Source organism: Pseudomonas sp. NPDC088322 (assembly GCF_044740745.1).
Classification (GTDB): Bacteria; Pseudomonadota; Gammaproteobacteria; order Pseudomonadales; family Pseudomonadaceae; genus Aquipseudomonas; species Aquipseudomonas shirazensis.
Window position 1 is genome coordinate 177,976 of sequence record NZ_JBIURK010000003.1, and the last position, 15,215, is coordinate 193,190.

The following is a 15,215-nucleotide window of genomic DNA, read 5'->3' on the forward strand; positions in this document are numbered from 1 at the left end:
CCTCATTACCTCAACTACCGCATCGCGCCATCCTACTCTGCGTTTGACCGGGTTTCACCCCTTTCCGTTGACCGTTCAGGCTGCTGGAAGCGGGTGCGTCATGTCTGTTAGCTTAGTGGCGAACCGACGGCTTTGCCGACGGTCCAAGGCCGACTATCCAAGTTCTGCAAGGATCATCATGACGCTAGTCAAACTGACTTCCGTGGCTGTGCTGGCGGTGGCACTGAGCGCCTGCCAGAGCCTGTTCGCGCCCAATTACCGGGCCCCACTCGAGGTCAAGCGCGATGCCTGGGAGCACGTCAAGCCGGGCTGCAGTGCCAGCGACTGCCCGCTGGTGAACATCGACACCGTGCACTTCCCGGCGCTGCCCAAGCTCGACGCCATCGTCGAAAGCCGCCTGCTGCAACTGACCACCGACAACGCCCGCAGCAGCGCGCCGACCTCGCTCAAGGCCTACGAGGATCAGTACCTGGCCAGCGCCGACAAGCGCAACAGCAGCTACCTGCAAGCCAAGGTACGTGAACAGCATGACGGCTTGGTGATCATCGAGCTGTCCAGCTACCTCGACAGCGGCGGCGCCCACGGCATGCCCGGCCGCGCGTTCATCAACTACTCGCGCAAGCAGGACAAGGTCCTGACCCTGCAGGACATGCTGGTGCCAGGCCAGGAAGACACCTTCTGGAAAACCGTCGAAGAGTCGCACCGCGCCTGGATGATCAGCACCGGCATGGACAAGGACGCCGAATTCGTCAAGACCTGGCCGTTCAAGAAGTCCCCGCACATCGCCCTGACCTACGGTGCGGTCGTGGTGAAGTACGAGGTGTATGCCATCGCGCCCTACTCCATGGGCCACGTCGAGCTGAAGATCCCCTACCCGCGCCTGAATGGCGTGATCAAGCCTGAGCTGTTTCCCGGCCGCGGCTGACACTCAATAGCCCGTACAGCAGCCCTGCCAGCACCAACGCAGGCAGGGTTGCACCGACCTCCGGGGCCAGATTGGCAATGCCATGGTAGGCCGCGACGCCCACCGCCCAGGCCAGCAGCGCCTGCCAGTGCAAGCCGTCGACACGGGTCGGCAACTGGCGCTGGCGGATCACGAAGTGGTCCGTCAGCACCACGCCGAACAGCGGCGCGAACACCGAACCGATCAACAGCAGGAAGTTCTCGTACTGGGCCAGCGGCGCCAGACAGGCGATCAGCGTGCACAGCAGGCCGATCGCCAGGGCCAGGTGTTCGACCTTGATCGGCAGCAGCAAGCCGGTGGAGACCGCGCCGGAATGGATATCGGCAAAAGCGTTCTCGGTCTCATCCAGCAGAATCAACAACAGCGGGATACCCAAACCGGCGCCGGCCAGCGCCAGCAGCAGGGCATTGGCCTCACCGCTTGGCGCAAAGGCCAGGGTGTAGGCAACGCCAAGGCTCATCAGCCAGGCATTACCAAGCAGATAACCGAGCACGGTGCCACTGAACACGCGGCCCGCATGCTGGGCGAAGCGCGAATAGTCGGCAATCAACGGCAACCACGACAGCGGCATGGCGATGACGATGTCAAAACCGACTGCCAGCGACATCGAGCCATCGCCCGCACGCTGCCAGATAGCGCTCAGATCGGCCTTGGCAAACAGGTTCCAGGTCAGCCACAGGCAGGCGCCGATCAATAGCCAGATACCCCACTTGCGCAAGATCTTGCGCACGAAGGTCAGCGGGCCGCAGATTGCCAGCAGCGTTGCCAACGCGCCAAAGCACAGCGTCCACAGTAGCGGGTTGGTCCAGGCACTATCGGCTCCGAACGCCCGCGCGCCGAGCAGGCTGGCGGCGTCGCGCATGACGATGATTTCGAACGAGCCCCAGCCAATCAGCTGGAGCAAGTTGAGCACTGCCGGCAGGCGCACGCCGTGCCGGCCAAGGCTCAAGCGCAAGGTGCCCATGGCCGACAGGCCGGTGTCACTGCCGATCACCCCGGCGGCAGCCAGCAGCAGCACGCCAACCGCAGTGCCGAGCACGATTGCCAGCATCGCGCCGGCCAGGCCCAGGCCCGGCGCGAGCATGGCGCCGACCTGCAGCACCATCAAGCCAGTGCCAAGGGAGAACCACAGGACAAACAGGTCCCGCCCGCCAAACAGGCGCTGGCTGGCGGGGATCGGATGATCGGGGGAGAAGTTGCTGGGGGTGGTCATAGTTGATGCTCGCCGGAGTTATTGTGGAGATGCGAGGGCTTCGCGCTCGTTCGCGGGTAAACCCGCTCCCACAAGGTTTTGCAGCGCCGCCTAAACCTGTGGGAGCGGGTTTACCCGCGAAGGGCTGCAAAGCAGCCCCAGTTGCATCACACCTTCTGGTACAGCTGGCTGCCGGTCTGACGGAAGCGCTCGGACTGCTCGCGCATGCCCTCCTCGACCGACATGTCGACCGCCTCGATACGCTGATTGGCAGCGTACTCGCGCACTTCCTGGGTGATCTTCATCGAGCAGAACTTCGGCCCGCACATCGAGCAGAAGTGAGCGACCTTGGCCGACTCCTTGGGCAGGGTCTCGTCGTGGTAGGCACGGGCGGTGTCCGGGTCCAGGCCAAGGTTGAACTGGTCCTGCCAGCGGAACTCGAAGCGCGCCTTGGACAGCGCGTTGTCGCGGATCTGCGCGCCGGGGTGGCCCTTGGCAAGGTCGGCGGCGTGGGCGGCGATCTTGTAGGTGATGATGCCGGTCTTGACGTCATCCTTGTTCGGCAGGCCGAGGTGTTCCTTGGGCGTGACATAGCAGAGCATGGCGCAGCCAAACCAGCCGATCATCGCCGCACCGATCCCCGAGGTGATGTGGTCGTAGCCCGGCGCGATGTCGGTGGTCAGCGGGCCGAGGGTGTAGAACGGCGCCTCGTCGCAGCATTCCAGCTGCTTGTCCATGTTCTCCTTGATCAACTGCATCGGCACATGGCCGGGACCTTCGATCATGCACTGCACGTCGTGCTTCCAGGCGATCTTGGTCAGTTCGCCCAGGGTCTCCAGCTCACCGAACTGGGCGGCGTCGTTGGCATCGGCAATCGAGCCCGGACGCAGGCCGTCGCCGAGCGAGAAGCTGACGTCGTAGGCCTTCATGATTTCGCAGATTTCATCGAAATGGGTGTAGAGGAAGTTCTCCTGGTGATGCGCCAGGCACCACTTGGCCATGATCGAACCACCACGGCTGACAATGCCGGTGACGCGCTTGGCGGTCAGCGGCACGTAGCGCAGGAGCACGCCGGCATGGATGGTGAAGTAGTCCACGCCCTGCTCGGCCTGCTCGATCAAGGTGTCGCGGAACAGCTCCCAGGTCAGGTCTTCGGCAACGCCGCCGACCTTTTCCAACGCTTGGTAAATCGGCACGGTGCCGATCGGCACCGGCGAGTTGCGGATGATCCACTCGCGGGTTTCATGGATGTGCTTGCCGGTGGAGAGGTCCATGACCGTGTCCGAACCCCAGCGGATGCCCCAGGTCAGCTTGGCCACTTCTTCTTCGATGGACGACCCCAGCGCGCTGTTGCCGATGTTGCCGTTGATCTTCACCAGGAAGTTACGGCCGATGATCATCGGTTCGAGTTCGGTGTGGTTGATGTTGGCCGGGATGATCGCGCGACCACGGGCGATTTCGTCGCGAACGAACTCTGCGGTGATTTCCTTGGGCACGCTGGCGCCGAAGCTGTGGCCGGCGTGCTGCTGCTCAAGCAGGCCGGCAGCGCGGGCCTCTTGCAGCTTCATGTTTTCGCGGATGGCGACGTATTCCATCTCGGCAGTAATGATGCCCTGCCGCGCGTAGTGCATCTGCGTAACGTTGGCGCCGGCCTTGGCCCGGCGCGGATTGCGCACGTGGGCAAAGCGCAGCTTGGTCAGTTCGGCATCGCTCAGGCGCTGCTGGCCGAAGTTCGAGCTCAGGCCCTCCAGGCGTTCGGTGTCGCCCCGCGCGTCGATCCAGGCCGAGCGGACATCGCCCAGGCCTTTGCGCACATCGATGCTGACAGCAGGGTCGGTATACGGGCCCGAGGTGTCGTACACCAGCACCGGCGCATTGGCTTCGCCGCCAAAGTCGGTAGGGGTGTCATCCAGGCTGATTTCGCGCATGGGCACACGGATATCCGGGCGCGAACCCTGGACATACACTTTGCGCGAACGGGTGAAGGGTTGCACAGACTGCTGATCGACTTGCGCCGATTCGCTGAGGTTGATCGCTTTTTCTTGTTTGCTCATCACAGGCTCCAGACAGCTTCCTAGCGGCGGAATGTCGGGGGAGAACCTGAATGACGCGGACACACCCTTGATGGGTGCAGTGCCGGATACCTGGAATGCCAATGCGCGGCTACGCTGCTCGACAAATCCCGGACCTGACACAAGAGACTCGCCGGGAAAGCGAGAAATCTTGTTCCCTACGCAGGCGCTAACCTGATCAGGTTCAACGGGATCCGGAAACTTCCGATCTCAGCCTTTGCATCAAGGCACCCCGACAAGAACATGCGCAGTCTAGACTGGAGTTGCGCGCAAAGCCAAGGGTGCTTGCAGCGCGGCGATCAAAGGCGCCAATCAGCGATTGTTGCCGGCCGTGCGCAGCCTTACACTGGCGCACCGATACTCAACGGTTCAGTAATTAAAACTCGTACAAGGATTGCCCTATGCTGCGCAAACTTTCACTGGCGGTTGCCGTGTCTTGTGCGTCCAACGGAGTGGTCTGGGCGGCTGACCTGCCCGCGCCGGTGAAGACCGACCTGATCAGCGTCTATCAGGAAGCGGCCAGCAACAACGCCGACCTTGCCGCTGCCCGCGCCGATTATGGCGCACGCCGCGAAATCGTGCCGCAGGCCCGCGCCGGGCTGCTGCCGAACCTGTCGGCGGGTGCCGAAATGATGAACACCCGCACCAAGCTCGACGAGCCGGCGATCACCTCCAATCGCAGCGGCAATTCGTGGAGCGCGACCCTGTCGCAGCCGATCTTCCGCGCCGATCGCTGGTTCCAGTTGCAAGCCGCCGAAGCGGTCAACGAGCAGGCGGCGCTGGAGCTGTCGGCCAACGAGCAGAACCTGATTCTGCAGACCGCCGAGAACTATTTCTCGGTACTGCGCGCACAAGACAATCTGGCCTCGACCAAAGCCGAGGAAGCCGCCCTCAAGCGCCAGTTGGATCAGTCCAACGAGCGCTTTGACGTCGGCCTGTCGGACAAGACCGACGTGCTCCAGTCGCAGGCCAGCTACGACACGGCGCGGGCCAACCGGATCATCGCCGAACGCCAGGTAGCAGATGCCTTCGAGGCATTGGTAACGCTGACCAACCGCGACTATGGCTCGTTGCAGGGCGTGGTCCACAGCCTGCCGATCCAGGTGCCGATGCCCAACGATGCCAAGGCCTGGGTCGAGACCGCCGCACGGCAGAACCTCAACCTGCAGGCGACCAACTACGCTGTCGATGCCGCCGAAGAAACCTTGCGCCAGCGCAAGGCCGGCCATGCCCCGACGGTCGACGCGGTGGCGCGTTACCAGAAGGGTGACAACGATGCGCTGGGCTTCTCCAACCCGGCGCCGCAGCCCGGCGTGCGCTACGGCGGCGACGTCGAACAGACCAGCATCGGCCTGCAGTTGAACATCCCGCTGTACAGCGGCGGCCTGACCAGCTCGCAAGTGCGCGAGGCCTATCAGCGCTTGAGCCAGAGCGAGCAACAGCGCGAAAGCCTGCGCCGCCAGGTGGTGGAAAACACCCGCAACCTGCACCGCGCGGTGAATACCGATGTCGAACAGGTGCAGGCGCGCAAGCAGTCGATCATCTCCAACCAGAGTGCGCTGGAGGCGACCGAAATCGGTTATCAGGTCGGCACCCGCAACATCGTCGACGTGCTCGATGCGCAACGCCAGCTGTACACTTCGGTGCGTGACTACAACAACAGCCGCTACGACTACATTCTGGATAACCTGCGCCTGAAGCAGGCTGCCGGCACCCTGAGCCCGCAGGACCTGTCCGACCTGGGCCGTTATCTGAAAGCCGATTACAACCCGGACAAGGACTTCCTGCCACCGGATCTGGCAGCAGCGGCGGCGAAGAACTTCGAACGCCGGCCCTGATCTGCGACTGCGGCGCCGGGCTCACCCGGCGCCGCGATCTATCGCTAGCCCAGCAGCCGAGCCAGGCCATCCAGCAAGCGCTGCAACGCGCCCTGGTTGGCCTGCATCACCGCCCTGCCCGCTTCGCCCATGCGCTTGGCGTCCTGCGGCAACTCGACCAGCCGCTGCACGGCGGCGGCCAATGCCTGGCTGTCGGCAACTGAGTGCAACGCGCCGGCATCTTTCAGCATTGCGCTGATATCGAGGAAGTTGAACACGTGTGGGCCGCTGATCACCGGCAAGGCCAGCGCGGCCGGCTCCAGCGGGTTGTGCCCGCCTGTTGGCACCAGGCTGCCGCCGACGAAGGCGATGTCTGCCAGCGCATAGAGGAACAGCAGCTCGCCCATGGTATCGCCGAGCAGCACCTGGGTTGCGTCGGTGACCAACTCGGCGCTGGAGCGGCGCACGGTAGCGAACTGTTCGGCACACAACGCATGCACCGCGTTGAACCGCTCAGGATGACGCGGCACCAGAATCAGCAGCGCATCGGCATGCACCTGCAGCAGACGGCGGTGCGCCTCGAGTACCTGCGCATCCTCGCCTTCATGGGTGCTGGCTGCGATCCAGACCGGGCGTTGGCTGGCCTGCCATTGCTCGCGCAACTGGCGGGCACGGGGCAGCAGCTGTTCGTCGAGCTTGAGGTCGAACTTGATCGAGCCGGTCACCTGCACGCATTCAGGCCGCGCGCCGAGGCTACGAAAGCGCTCGGCTTCGGTTTCGGTCTGCGCCGCGATCAGGCTCATCTCGGCGAGCATTGGCCGGGTCAGTTTGGCGAAGCGGCCATAGCCGCGCGCCGACCGCGCCGACAAGCGCGCATTGGCCAGCGCCACCGGGATGCCGCGCCTGGCGCACTGGTGGATATGGTTGGGCCACAGCTCGGTTTCCATGATCACGCCCAGCCGCGGTCGCACCTGGTCGAGAAAACGCGCCGCCGCCCAGGGCAGGTCATACGGCAGGTAGCAATGCTGAATGCGTGGTTCATCGGCAAACAGCGCGCGAATCCGCTCCGAACCGGTAGGGGTCATGCAGGTTACAGTGATCGCCAGCTCGGGATAGGCCTTGAGCAATGCGCGCACCATCGGCGCCGCCGCGATGCTCTCGCCGACCGACACCGCATGCACCCAGATGCCGCCCTGATGCATCGGCGGCAGCTTGATGGCAAAGCGCTCGGCGACGCGTTGGCCGTAGGCCGGCGCCTTGCGCGCACGCAGGAACAGGCGCAGCGCTACCAGCGGCAGGCCCAGGTGAAACAGCAGGGTATAAAGGGTTCTGTTCATGGCGGCGCAGTTTACTAGGAACTGCCTGAAAAGGCCTGCCCATGTCCGCCCAAGCCATAAAAGCGGCGGACATAGTGTGAAAGCTGGCAAGCGGATCGCCTAGAATGGCCGCCAATCAATCGAGGAACGCAGCGTGAACGCATATGTTTATCTGGCCATCGCCATTTGCGCCGAGGTCGTCGCCACCGCTTCGATGAAGGCGGTCAAAGGCCTCAGTACGCCGCTACCGCTGTTGCTGATGATCGCCGGCTACACCGTGGCGTTCTGGATGCTGACCCTTGTGGTACGCAGCATTCCGGTAGGTATTGCCTACGCCATCTGGTCGGGGCTGGGCATCGTCCTGATCAGCATCGCCGCTTGGCTCATCTATGGGCAGAAACTGGACCTGCCGGCCGTGCTCGGCATGGCGATGATCGTCGGCGGCGTGGTAGTCATTCAGGTATTTTCCAACAGCAGCGGGCACTGACCGTTGCGTTGCGCGGTCAACGGCAAAGACATCAGCCTGTATACTGCTGGCCTGTCCCTGTCTTTGAGGTGCCCGCATGCCATCTGCCATTTCCACTGACGTACTGATCGTCGGCGCCGGGGTCGCAGGCCTCTGGCTCAATGCCCGGCTGCAGCGCCTGGGCTATTCGACGGTGCTGGTGGAACGCGCAAGCCTGGGCGGCGAGCAGACCATCAAGTCGCAGGGGATCATCCACGGCGGCATCAAGTACGCTCTGCACGGCAGCCTGACCGGCGCCTCCGAGGCGATCGCCGACATGCCGCGGCGCTGGCGCGAGGCGCTGGCCGGCAGCGGCGAGCTGAACCTGGACAAGGTACGCTTGTTGTCCGATGCACATTACCTGTGGTCGCCGGGCGGCCTGCTTGGCAATGTCACCAGCTTTTTTGCCAGCAAGGCCATGCGCGGCCGGGTCGATCAGGTCAAGGGCGAACAACTGCCGCCTGCCCTGCAAGACCGCGCCTTCAAAGGCAAGGTCTATCGCCTCGCCGAGCTGGTCATCGACGTGCCCAGCCTGCTCGCCAACCTCGCTGCGCTGGCCGGTGACAGCTTGCTCGCCGGCGAGCAGATCGAGCCGTTGCGCGAAGGCGATGAACTGGTCGGCCTGCGTGTCGACGGGCGCGAGATTCACGCCCAGCGCATCGTGCTGAGCGCCGGTGGTGGCACCGCCGAGCTGCTTCAGGCCCTCGGCCTGGACCAACCGGCCATGCAGCGCCGACCGTTGCACATGGTTCTGGCCAAGGGCCCCAACCTCAAGCCTTTGTACGCGCACTGCCTCGGCGGTGGGCCCAAGCCGCGCATCACGGTCACCACTCATCCCGGCGCGGATGGCCAGTGGGTGTGGTACCTGGGTGGTGATTTGGCTGAAGCCGATGGCGTTGCCCGCGAGCCAGCGGCGCAGATCGCTGCCGCGCAGAAAGAAGTCGCCAGCCTGTTGCCATGGGTAGATCAAAGCCAGCTGCGCTGGGCCACCCTGCGGGTTGATCGAGCCGAGCCAGCGCAGTCTGGCCAGGTGCGGCCGGACAACGCCTTCCTCGCCGAAGAGCAGCGCCTGCTGGTCGGTTGGCCGACCAAACTGGCGCTGGCGCCGGACTTCGCCGATCACGTGCTGGCCAAGCTCGAACGCGATGGTATTCGCCCTCAAGCCAAGCCTGACTTGTCCGGCCTGCCCCGGCCTGCGCTCGGCGTACCGGCCTGGGAGCAACTGCTGCCATGAGCCTGCCCGATCTGCATGACCTGCACCGAGCGCTGGGCAGCACTGGCCTGATGGTTTCGCCGCTGGGCCTGGGCACGGTCAAGCTGGGCCGTGATCAGGGCGTCAAATACCCCACCGGGTTCACCATCCCAGGCGACGACGAGGCACGCATGCTGCTGGCCCAGGCGCGTGAACTGGGGATCAACCTGATCGATACCGCGCCGGCCTACGGTCGCAGTGAAGAGCGCCTCGGGCCGCTGCTGCGCGGTCAGCGTGACGAGTGGGTGATCGTCAGCAAGGTCGGTGAAGAGTTCAACGACGGCCAGTCGCACTTCGACTTCTCTGCTGCGCACACCCGGCGTTCGGTCGAACGTAGCCTCAAGCGTCTTGAAACGGATCGAATCGAGCTGGTGCTGGTCCATTCAGATGGTAATGACCTGGCGATCCTCGAGCAGGAAGAGGTCTACCAGACCCTCGCCGCGCTCAAGCAGGAAGGCAAGATTCTCGGTTTTGGCTTGTCTGGCAAGACCGCCGCAGGTGGGCTCAAGGCGTTGCAGGAGGGTGACTGTGCGATGGTTACCTACAACCTCAACGAGCAAACCGAACGCCCGGTACTGGACTACGCCGCCGAGCATGGCAAAGCCATTCTGGTGAAGAAGGCCCTGGCCAGCGGGCATGTCTGCCTGGCGCCGGGGGTGGATGCGGTGCAGGCCAGCTTCGAGCTGCTGTTTGCCCACCCAGGCGTGAGCAGTGCTATCGTCGGCACCATCAACCCGCTGCATCTGGCCCATAACGTGGCCACCGTTGCCCGTATCTTGAGGCAGCAATAGGGCCGCTGGCACGGCTACACAAGCGCAAGGAGGAGCCTCGTGGCACGTACGCTGATCCGCAAGAACCCGAGCAACTTCAAAACGCTGCCGCTGCATGTCGAAGCCACTGCCGAGGGCCTGAGTTATCAGACCATCGGCATGCCGCTGAACTTCGCCCAGACCCTGCAACGACGCAAGGCCGTGCAGGTGGCAGACAGCGAGCGCTTCGTGGTTGAGCTGGCCAACCTGGGCGTGTCGGTGCGGCTGACGCTGCAGTGGCAGAACCGCGAATACTGGGTGCTGGTGCGTCAGCGCCGGCAAGACCGTGGCGATGTGGTGCTCAAGCTGATTTCCGGATATGTGCCGGCGCAGGAGCTGAACCTGCCGCTGCATACCGCGATTCAGGAGGTAGCCGAAGAGTGCCTGCTGGAGACGCCAGAGGGCTGGCTGGGCGGGCGCTTCAACGATACCTGGTTGCCCGCGCCCTACGCGGCGGCGCTGCATTATCGGGAGGCGTTGCCGTTTGTGCTGACCTCACAGGCGACGGCGGCGCGGCCGGTGCAGTCGGGCAACCTGGTGTTGATCGAACAGCCGCGGGCCTATGTGCATTTGCCTACAGCGTCGTTGCAGCTGATCTATGACTTGCGCTTGCAGGTGCCGCGGGAGGCCAAGTCGCTGAGTCTGTTTCATGTGGATGAGCGGCTGGAAGGGGATCAACTGGTGGCGCGGCTTAATCGCAAACGGCCTGATCTGTACTTGATGCCGTTGGTGGATGGGCGGCCTACGGCCGAGCTGTTCACGCTGAAGAAGGACACCTTGGTGCCGGCCAGTACCCGTGGGATCTGGCTGGCCGAGAGTTTTGCCCGGCAGGAAGGCTGGGTGGTGCGTGATGAGCGAGTGCGCTGGAAGGATTGGCTGCGCCAGCAGGGGCTGGTGGAGCCTAGGCCGGCTTCGCGGTTGCAGCGGCTGACGGGCAAGGCGCGGGCTCTGCTGGCTCGGGCGCGGACTTCGCTGCATAAATAGTTACGCGGACTGCTCTTTGTAGGAGCGGCCTTGTGTCGCGAGAGGCCCGCAAAGCGGGCCCAGCAATGTCGGCGGCGGAGCTGAAATTTGGGGGGCGCTTCGCACCCCCTTCGCGACACAAGGCCGCTCCTACAGGGGATCGGGGCATGCCGAGAATGAAAAGGGCCGCTAAGCGGCCCTTTTTCAGTTCTTGCGGATCTTTTCCACTATTGCAGTGGTTGAGCTGTTTTCCACAAGGCCGAGCACTTTCACCGTCCCGCCGTAGCTGGTAACGATGTCGGCGCCGACCACTTGATCGATGCCGTAGTCGCCACCTTTGACCAGCACATCAGGCTTGACCTGACTGAGCAGGTTTTCTGGAGTGCCTTCCGGGAAGCTGATGACCCAGTCGACGGCGCCCAAGCCTGCGAGTACTGCCATGCGCCGGTCGACGCTATTGATCGGCCGGCCGGGACCTTTCAGGCGGCTGACCGAGGCGTCGTCGTTGACGGCGACGATCAGGCGATCACCTTGGGCGCGGGCTTGCTCCAGGTAGGTCACGTGGCCGGCATGAAGGATGTCGAAACAGCCGTTGGTGAACACGATCGACTCGTTGTGCGCGCGCGCATCGTCGATCGCCAGCAACAACTGTTCGATGGTCAACACGCCGCGCTCCGAACCTTCTTCGCGCTGAATCGCACGGCGCAGTTCAGGGGCGCTGATCGCCGCGGTACCGAGCTTGCCGACCACGATGCCGGCGGCAAGGTTGGCCAGGGCCACGGCATGGGGCAGGTCTTCGCCAGCAGCGATAGCGGCGGCCAGGGTCGAGATGACCGTGTCGCCGGCACCGGTGACGTCGAACACTTCACGGGCCCGGGCCGGCAGGTGCAGCGCCGGGTGGTCGGCGCGCAGCAGGGTCATGCCATGTTCGCCACGGGTCACCAGCAATGCCCCCAGATCCAGCTCCTGCATCAATTGCAGGCCTTTGCCGACCAGGTCGGCTTCATCGACGCAGCGGCCGACAATGGCTTCGAACTCGCTCAGGTTGGGCGTGATCAGGCTCGCGCCGCGGTAGATCGAGAAGTCCTTGCCCTTGGGGTCGGCCAATACCGGAATACCGCGGGCACGCGCCGCCTGGACCAGGCTCTGGTGGTTTTTCAGGGCGCCCTTGCCGTAGTCGGACAGGACCAACACCTTGACCCCATCCAGCAGCTTTTCAACCTCTACACCCAATGACAGCGGGTCGGTGGCGAACGGTTCTTCGAAGTCGATGCGCAGCAGTTGCTGATGACGGCTCATGACCCGCAGCTTGACGATGGTCGGCTGGTGGGCAATGCGCTGGAAGATCGAGCGTACGCCCGCAGCCTGCAAGCTGTTGCTCAGGCTCTCGGCCGCTTCGTCCTGGCCGGTCACACCGACCAGCGAGGCCGGCGCGCCCAGGGCGGCAATGTTCAAGGCCACGTTGGCCGCGCCGCCGGGACGGTCTTCGATCTGTTCGACCTTGACCACAGGCACCGGCGCCTCCGGGGAAATACGTGAAGTACCACCATGCCAGTAGCGGTCGAGCATGACATCGCCGACCACCAACACCGGGGCTTGATCGAAACTCGGCATGGACAACTTCATGGGCAACCCATATGGAAAAATTAACAGGGGCAGGATATTAGCACAGGCCAGACGATGGCTTTAGCGCCAAGCTGGCCTGGACAATTCCGGTGACAATCGGGGCCGGATCGGCCCCGCAACAGCCGACTCAGGTGATATCGACTTTCTCTGGCTGATCAAGGCCCATCGCGTGCAGGCGGGCATAATGGCCATTAGCCTCGAGCAGTTCGGCGTGGGTACCGCGCTCGACCAGACGGCCTTGGTCCATGACCAGGATCATGTCGGCCTTTTCGATGGTCGACAAGCGGTGGGCGATGACCAGCGTGGTGCGACCTTGCATAACGTGATCCAGCGCGGCCTGGATGTGCCGCTCCGACTCGGTATCGAGCGCCGAAGTGGCCTCGTCGAGAATCAGCAGCGGGGCGTTTTTCAGCAAGGCCCGGGCAATCGCCAGGCGCTGGCGCTGGCCGCCGGACAACAGCACACCGTTCTCGCCGACTTCGGTGTCGAAGCCCTTGGGCAACTGATCAACGAATTCCTTGGCGTAGGCGTCGGCGGCGGCAGCCTCGATGGCCTCGCGCGGCGCACCAGCCAGATCGCCGTAGGCAATGTTGTTGGCGACGGTATCGTTGAACAGGGTGACGTGCTGGGTGACCTGCGAGACATGCCGGCGCAGGTTGCGCAACTTGTACTCTTCGATCTCCACGCCATCGAGCAGAATTTGCCCTTCATTGTGGTGATAGAAGCGCGGGATCAGCGCTGCCAGGGTCGACTTGCCACTGCCGGAGCGACCAACCAGGGCGATCATCTGCCCAGGCTCTGCGGTGAAGCTGATGTCGTTCAGCACCTGGCGCTCGGTACCGGGGTAGGTGAAGCTCAGGTTGCGCACCACCAGACGACCCTCGACGCGGTCCTTTTCAACCGTGCCAGCGTCCACTTCGGCAGGCTCGTCGAGCTGCTCGAAGATACTCTCGGCACCGGCCAGGCCTTTCTGGATGGTCGAGCTGACTTCCGAAAGCTGACGAATCGGCTTGGGCAGCAGGCCAGCGGCAGTAATGTAGGCCACCAGATCGCCGGCCGAAGCGTCGCCGCGCAGGAACAGCACGAGGAACATCAGCGACGCCATGGCGGTGTAGATCACCAACTGCAGCGCCGGCGTGTACAGCGCGCCAGTCTTGGTCATGCGCAGCTGTTTGTCGGTGTTGCTCTGGCTGGCCGCGTTGAAACGGCGCTGCTCGTAGGCTTCGCCGCCGAAGCTGCGCACCACACGGTAGCCTTGAATGGTCTCGGAGGCGACATGGGTCACATCCCCCATCGCGACCTGGATCTTCTTGCTCTGCTTGCGGAATTTCTTGCTGGCAGTACTGACCATCACCGCGATGATCGGCAGGATCGCCAACATCACCAGGGTCAGTTTCCAATTCATCCACAGCAGGTAGGCGAACAGGAACACCACCGTCAGGCCTTCACGGATCACCACCTTGATTGCATCGGTGGCAGCACCGGTGACCATGGTCACGTTGAAGGTGATGCGCGAGATCAGGTGGCCCGAGTTGTGGCTGTCGAAATAGCGGTTGGGCAGCACCAGCAGCTTGTTGAACAGCTCGACGCGCAGGTCGTGGACCAGGCCCAGCGAGACCTTGGCCAGAAAGTAGTTACCCAGAAACGAACCAAGGCCCTGCCAGGCGGCGATCAGAATGATCAGCAGCGGCACTGCCTGCAGCAGTTTCAGGTCGCGCAGGTACGGCACGGAGGGGAACAGCACGGCTTGAGAATCGCTCAGGCCGTCGACGAAATACTTGAGGATGCCGGCCAGCATGGGCTGGGTCGAAGCAAAGATCACGAAGCCGAGGATGCTGAGCATGAAGATGCCGAGATAGGGCTTCACATAGCTGAGCAGGCGGAAATAGATCTTCAGGCTCGAGGGCGCGGACGATTCGGGAACTGTCATGACAATCCGTCGGGTGAAAAAGAGTCGGGATTATACCACACGCGGTGTTGCCGACCGCCTGCTGCAGGTAAGATAGGCGGCTGCCCTGCCCTTGGCCACACTCTGGAGACTTGATGCAAGCGCTTGAACAGGCACGTTATCTCGCACTGCGCGAAGGCGCCACTGTGCTCGAAGCCGACGGCACCGGCGACAAGGTCCTGCGCCTGGCCGATGGCAGCATGCTCAAACTGTTTCGTCGCAAGCGCCTGCTCAGCTCTGCTGCGTGGTATCCGTATGCGCAGCGCTTTGCCGACAACTGTCGGCACTTGCAGGAGCGGCAGATTCCGTGTCCAGTGGTGAAGGCGGTATACCGTATTGGCGCAATCGAGCGCGATGCCGTGCACTATGCGCCACTGCCTGGGCAGACCTTGCGCCAGGTGCTTGAACAGCCTGCCGATCACGACCAACTGCGTGCGCAACTGGGCCGGTTCATCGCGATTCTGCATGAGCGCGGGGTGTACTTCCGCTCGGCGCACATGGGCAATGTGGTGCTCACGCCTGAGGGTGAGCTGGGCTTGATCGACATCGCCGACCTGCGCATCTTCCGCCGGCCGCTGCGCAAATCGCAGCGGCTGCGCAATTTCAAGCACATGCTGCGCTATCCTCAGGATCGCCAGTGGCTACTCGACGCCGGCGACAGCAGCTTTGTCGACGGCTATCTGGCCGCCCAGCAGCTGTGTAGCCGCGAAGAGCTGACCAGGGTTCTGGCCTGAAACCGCGCAAACCTTGA

Annotated in this window: 12 protein-coding genes and 1 riboswitch; of the genes, 7 read left to right on the top strand and 5 right to left on the bottom strand. The window is 63.5% G+C overall.

Translation table 11 applies throughout. The annotated features are described in order from the left end of the window. Positions 1-178 precede the first annotated feature (178 nt). Positions 179-925, top strand: coding sequence for an RsiV family protein (locus ACIOAU_RS08450; RefSeq protein ID WP_150571107.1), 747 nt, complete (start codon positions 179-181; stop codon positions 923-925). On the opposite strand, the gene cytX is transcribed toward ACIOAU_RS08450, so the two are convergent. Beyond that, entirely contained in the window at positions 894-2,177 is a 1,284-nt protein-coding gene (gene cytX, locus ACIOAU_RS08455) for a putative hydroxymethylpyrimidine transporter CytX (RefSeq protein WP_188035212.1), read from the bottom strand. The two genes, ACIOAU_RS08450 and cytX, sit on opposite strands and share 32 nt — an antisense overlap. Before the next feature lie 146 nt (positions 2,178-2,323). Further along, positions 2,324-4,210: a phosphomethylpyrimidine synthase ThiC gene (gene thiC, locus ACIOAU_RS08460; RefSeq protein ID WP_101315857.1), complete on the bottom strand. Its 1,887-nt coding sequence runs from the start codon at positions 4,208-4,210 to the stop codon at positions 2,324-2,326. Between the two features lie 156 nt (positions 4,211-4,366). Then, positions 4,367-4,473, bottom strand: a riboswitch (TPP riboswitch). A 156-nt stretch (positions 4,474-4,629) separates the two neighbouring features. Between thiC and ACIOAU_RS08465 the strand changes: the two genes are divergently transcribed. Next, positions 4,630-6,066: a TolC family outer membrane protein gene (locus ACIOAU_RS08465; protein WP_101315855.1), complete on the top strand. Its 1,437-nt coding sequence runs from the start codon at positions 4,630-4,632 to the stop codon at positions 6,064-6,066. Positions 6,067-6,110: 44 nt separating this feature from the next. Here ACIOAU_RS08465 and waaA read toward each other — a convergent pair whose 3' ends face one another. Next, a complete protein-coding gene (gene waaA / locus ACIOAU_RS08470) occupies positions 6,111-7,382 on the bottom strand; it encodes a lipid IV(A) 3-deoxy-D-manno-octulosonic acid transferase (RefSeq protein WP_401181329.1) in 1,272 nt (423 codons plus the stop codon). A 133-nt stretch (positions 7,383-7,515) separates the two neighbouring features. Here waaA and ACIOAU_RS08475 point away from each other — a divergent pair, with 133 nt between their 5' ends. From ACIOAU_RS08475 to ACIOAU_RS08490, 4 genes are all read left to right on the top strand, one after another. Beyond that, positions 7,516-7,848 (top strand): multidrug efflux SMR transporter, encoded by a 333-nt coding sequence (locus ACIOAU_RS08475; protein ID WP_103435831.1) that lies wholly within the window; start codon positions 7,516-7,518, stop codon positions 7,846-7,848. A 76-nt stretch (positions 7,849-7,924) separates the two neighbouring features. Then, the gene (locus ACIOAU_RS08480) at positions 7,925-9,100 is read left to right on the top strand and encodes an FAD-dependent oxidoreductase (protein WP_259074441.1); all 1,176 of its coding nucleotides are present in this window, start codon (positions 7,925-7,927) and stop codon (positions 9,098-9,100) included. Then, entirely contained in the window at positions 9,097-9,909 is an 813-nt protein-coding gene (locus ACIOAU_RS08485; protein ID WP_101315847.1) for an aldo/keto reductase, read from the top strand. The genes ACIOAU_RS08480 and ACIOAU_RS08485 overlap by 4 nt, the downstream gene beginning before the upstream one ends. Positions 9,910-9,948: 39 nt before the next feature. Next, positions 9,949-10,911 carry a metal ABC transporter ATPase gene (locus ACIOAU_RS08490; protein WP_101315845.1) on the top strand — a complete coding sequence of 321 codons (963 nt, stop codon included), beginning with the start codon at positions 9,949-9,951 and terminating at the stop codon, positions 10,909-10,911. Positions 10,912-11,094: 183 nt separating this feature from the next. On the opposite strand, the gene hldE is transcribed toward ACIOAU_RS08490, so the two are convergent. Further along, a complete protein-coding gene (hldE, locus tag ACIOAU_RS08495) occupies positions 11,095-12,516 on the bottom strand; it encodes a bifunctional D-glycero-beta-D-manno-heptose-7-phosphate kinase/D-glycero-beta-D-manno-heptose 1-phosphate adenylyltransferase HldE (protein ID WP_101315843.1) in 1,422 nt (473 codons plus the stop codon). A gap of 127 nt (positions 12,517-12,643) precedes the next feature. Then, entirely contained in the window at positions 12,644-14,446 is a 1,803-nt protein-coding gene (msbA, locus tag ACIOAU_RS08500) for a lipid A export permease/ATP-binding protein MsbA (RefSeq protein ID WP_103435826.1), read from the bottom strand. A gap of 113 nt (positions 14,447-14,559) precedes the next feature. On the opposite strand from msbA, the gene ACIOAU_RS08505 reads away from it, so the two are divergent. Then, positions 14,560-15,198: a toluene tolerance protein gene (locus tag ACIOAU_RS08505; protein ID WP_220632966.1), complete on the top strand. Its 639-nt coding sequence runs from the start codon at positions 14,560-14,562 to the stop codon at positions 15,196-15,198. The last annotated feature ends 17 nt before the right edge of the window (positions 15,199-15,215 follow it).

Excerpts from the sequence above, each read along its gene's own strand:
- ACIOAU_RS08450 (WP_150571107.1), top strand. The coding sequence starts at position 179 with ATGACGCTAGTCAAACTGACTTCCGTGGCTGTGCTGGCGGTGGCACTG.
- cytX (WP_188035212.1), bottom strand. The coding sequence starts at position 2,177 with ATGACCACCCCCAGCAACTTCTCCCCCGATCATCCGATCCCCGCCAGC.
- thiC (WP_101315857.1), bottom strand. The coding sequence starts at position 4,210 with ATGAGCAAACAAGAAAAAGCGATCAACCTCAGCGAATCGGCGCAAGTC.
- ACIOAU_RS08465 (WP_101315855.1), top strand. The coding sequence starts at position 4,630 with ATGCTGCGCAAACTTTCACTGGCGGTTGCCGTGTCTTGTGCGTCCAAC.
- waaA (WP_401181329.1), bottom strand. The coding sequence starts at position 7,382 with ATGAACAGAACCCTTTATACCCTGCTGTTTCACCTGGGCCTGCCGCTG.
- ACIOAU_RS08480 (WP_259074441.1), top strand. The coding sequence starts at position 7,925 with ATGCCATCTGCCATTTCCACTGACGTACTGATCGTCGGCGCCGGGGTC.
- ACIOAU_RS08485 (WP_101315847.1), top strand. The coding sequence starts at position 9,097 with ATGAGCCTGCCCGATCTGCATGACCTGCACCGAGCGCTGGGCAGCACT.
- hldE (WP_101315843.1), bottom strand. The coding sequence starts at position 12,516 with ATGAAGTTGTCCATGCCGAGTTTCGATCAAGCCCCGGTGTTGGTGGTC.
- msbA (WP_103435826.1), bottom strand. The coding sequence starts at position 14,446 with ATGACAGTTCCCGAATCGTCCGCGCCCTCGAGCCTGAAGATCTATTTC.
- ACIOAU_RS08505 (WP_220632966.1), top strand. The coding sequence starts at position 14,560 with ATGCAAGCGCTTGAACAGGCACGTTATCTCGCACTGCGCGAAGGCGCC.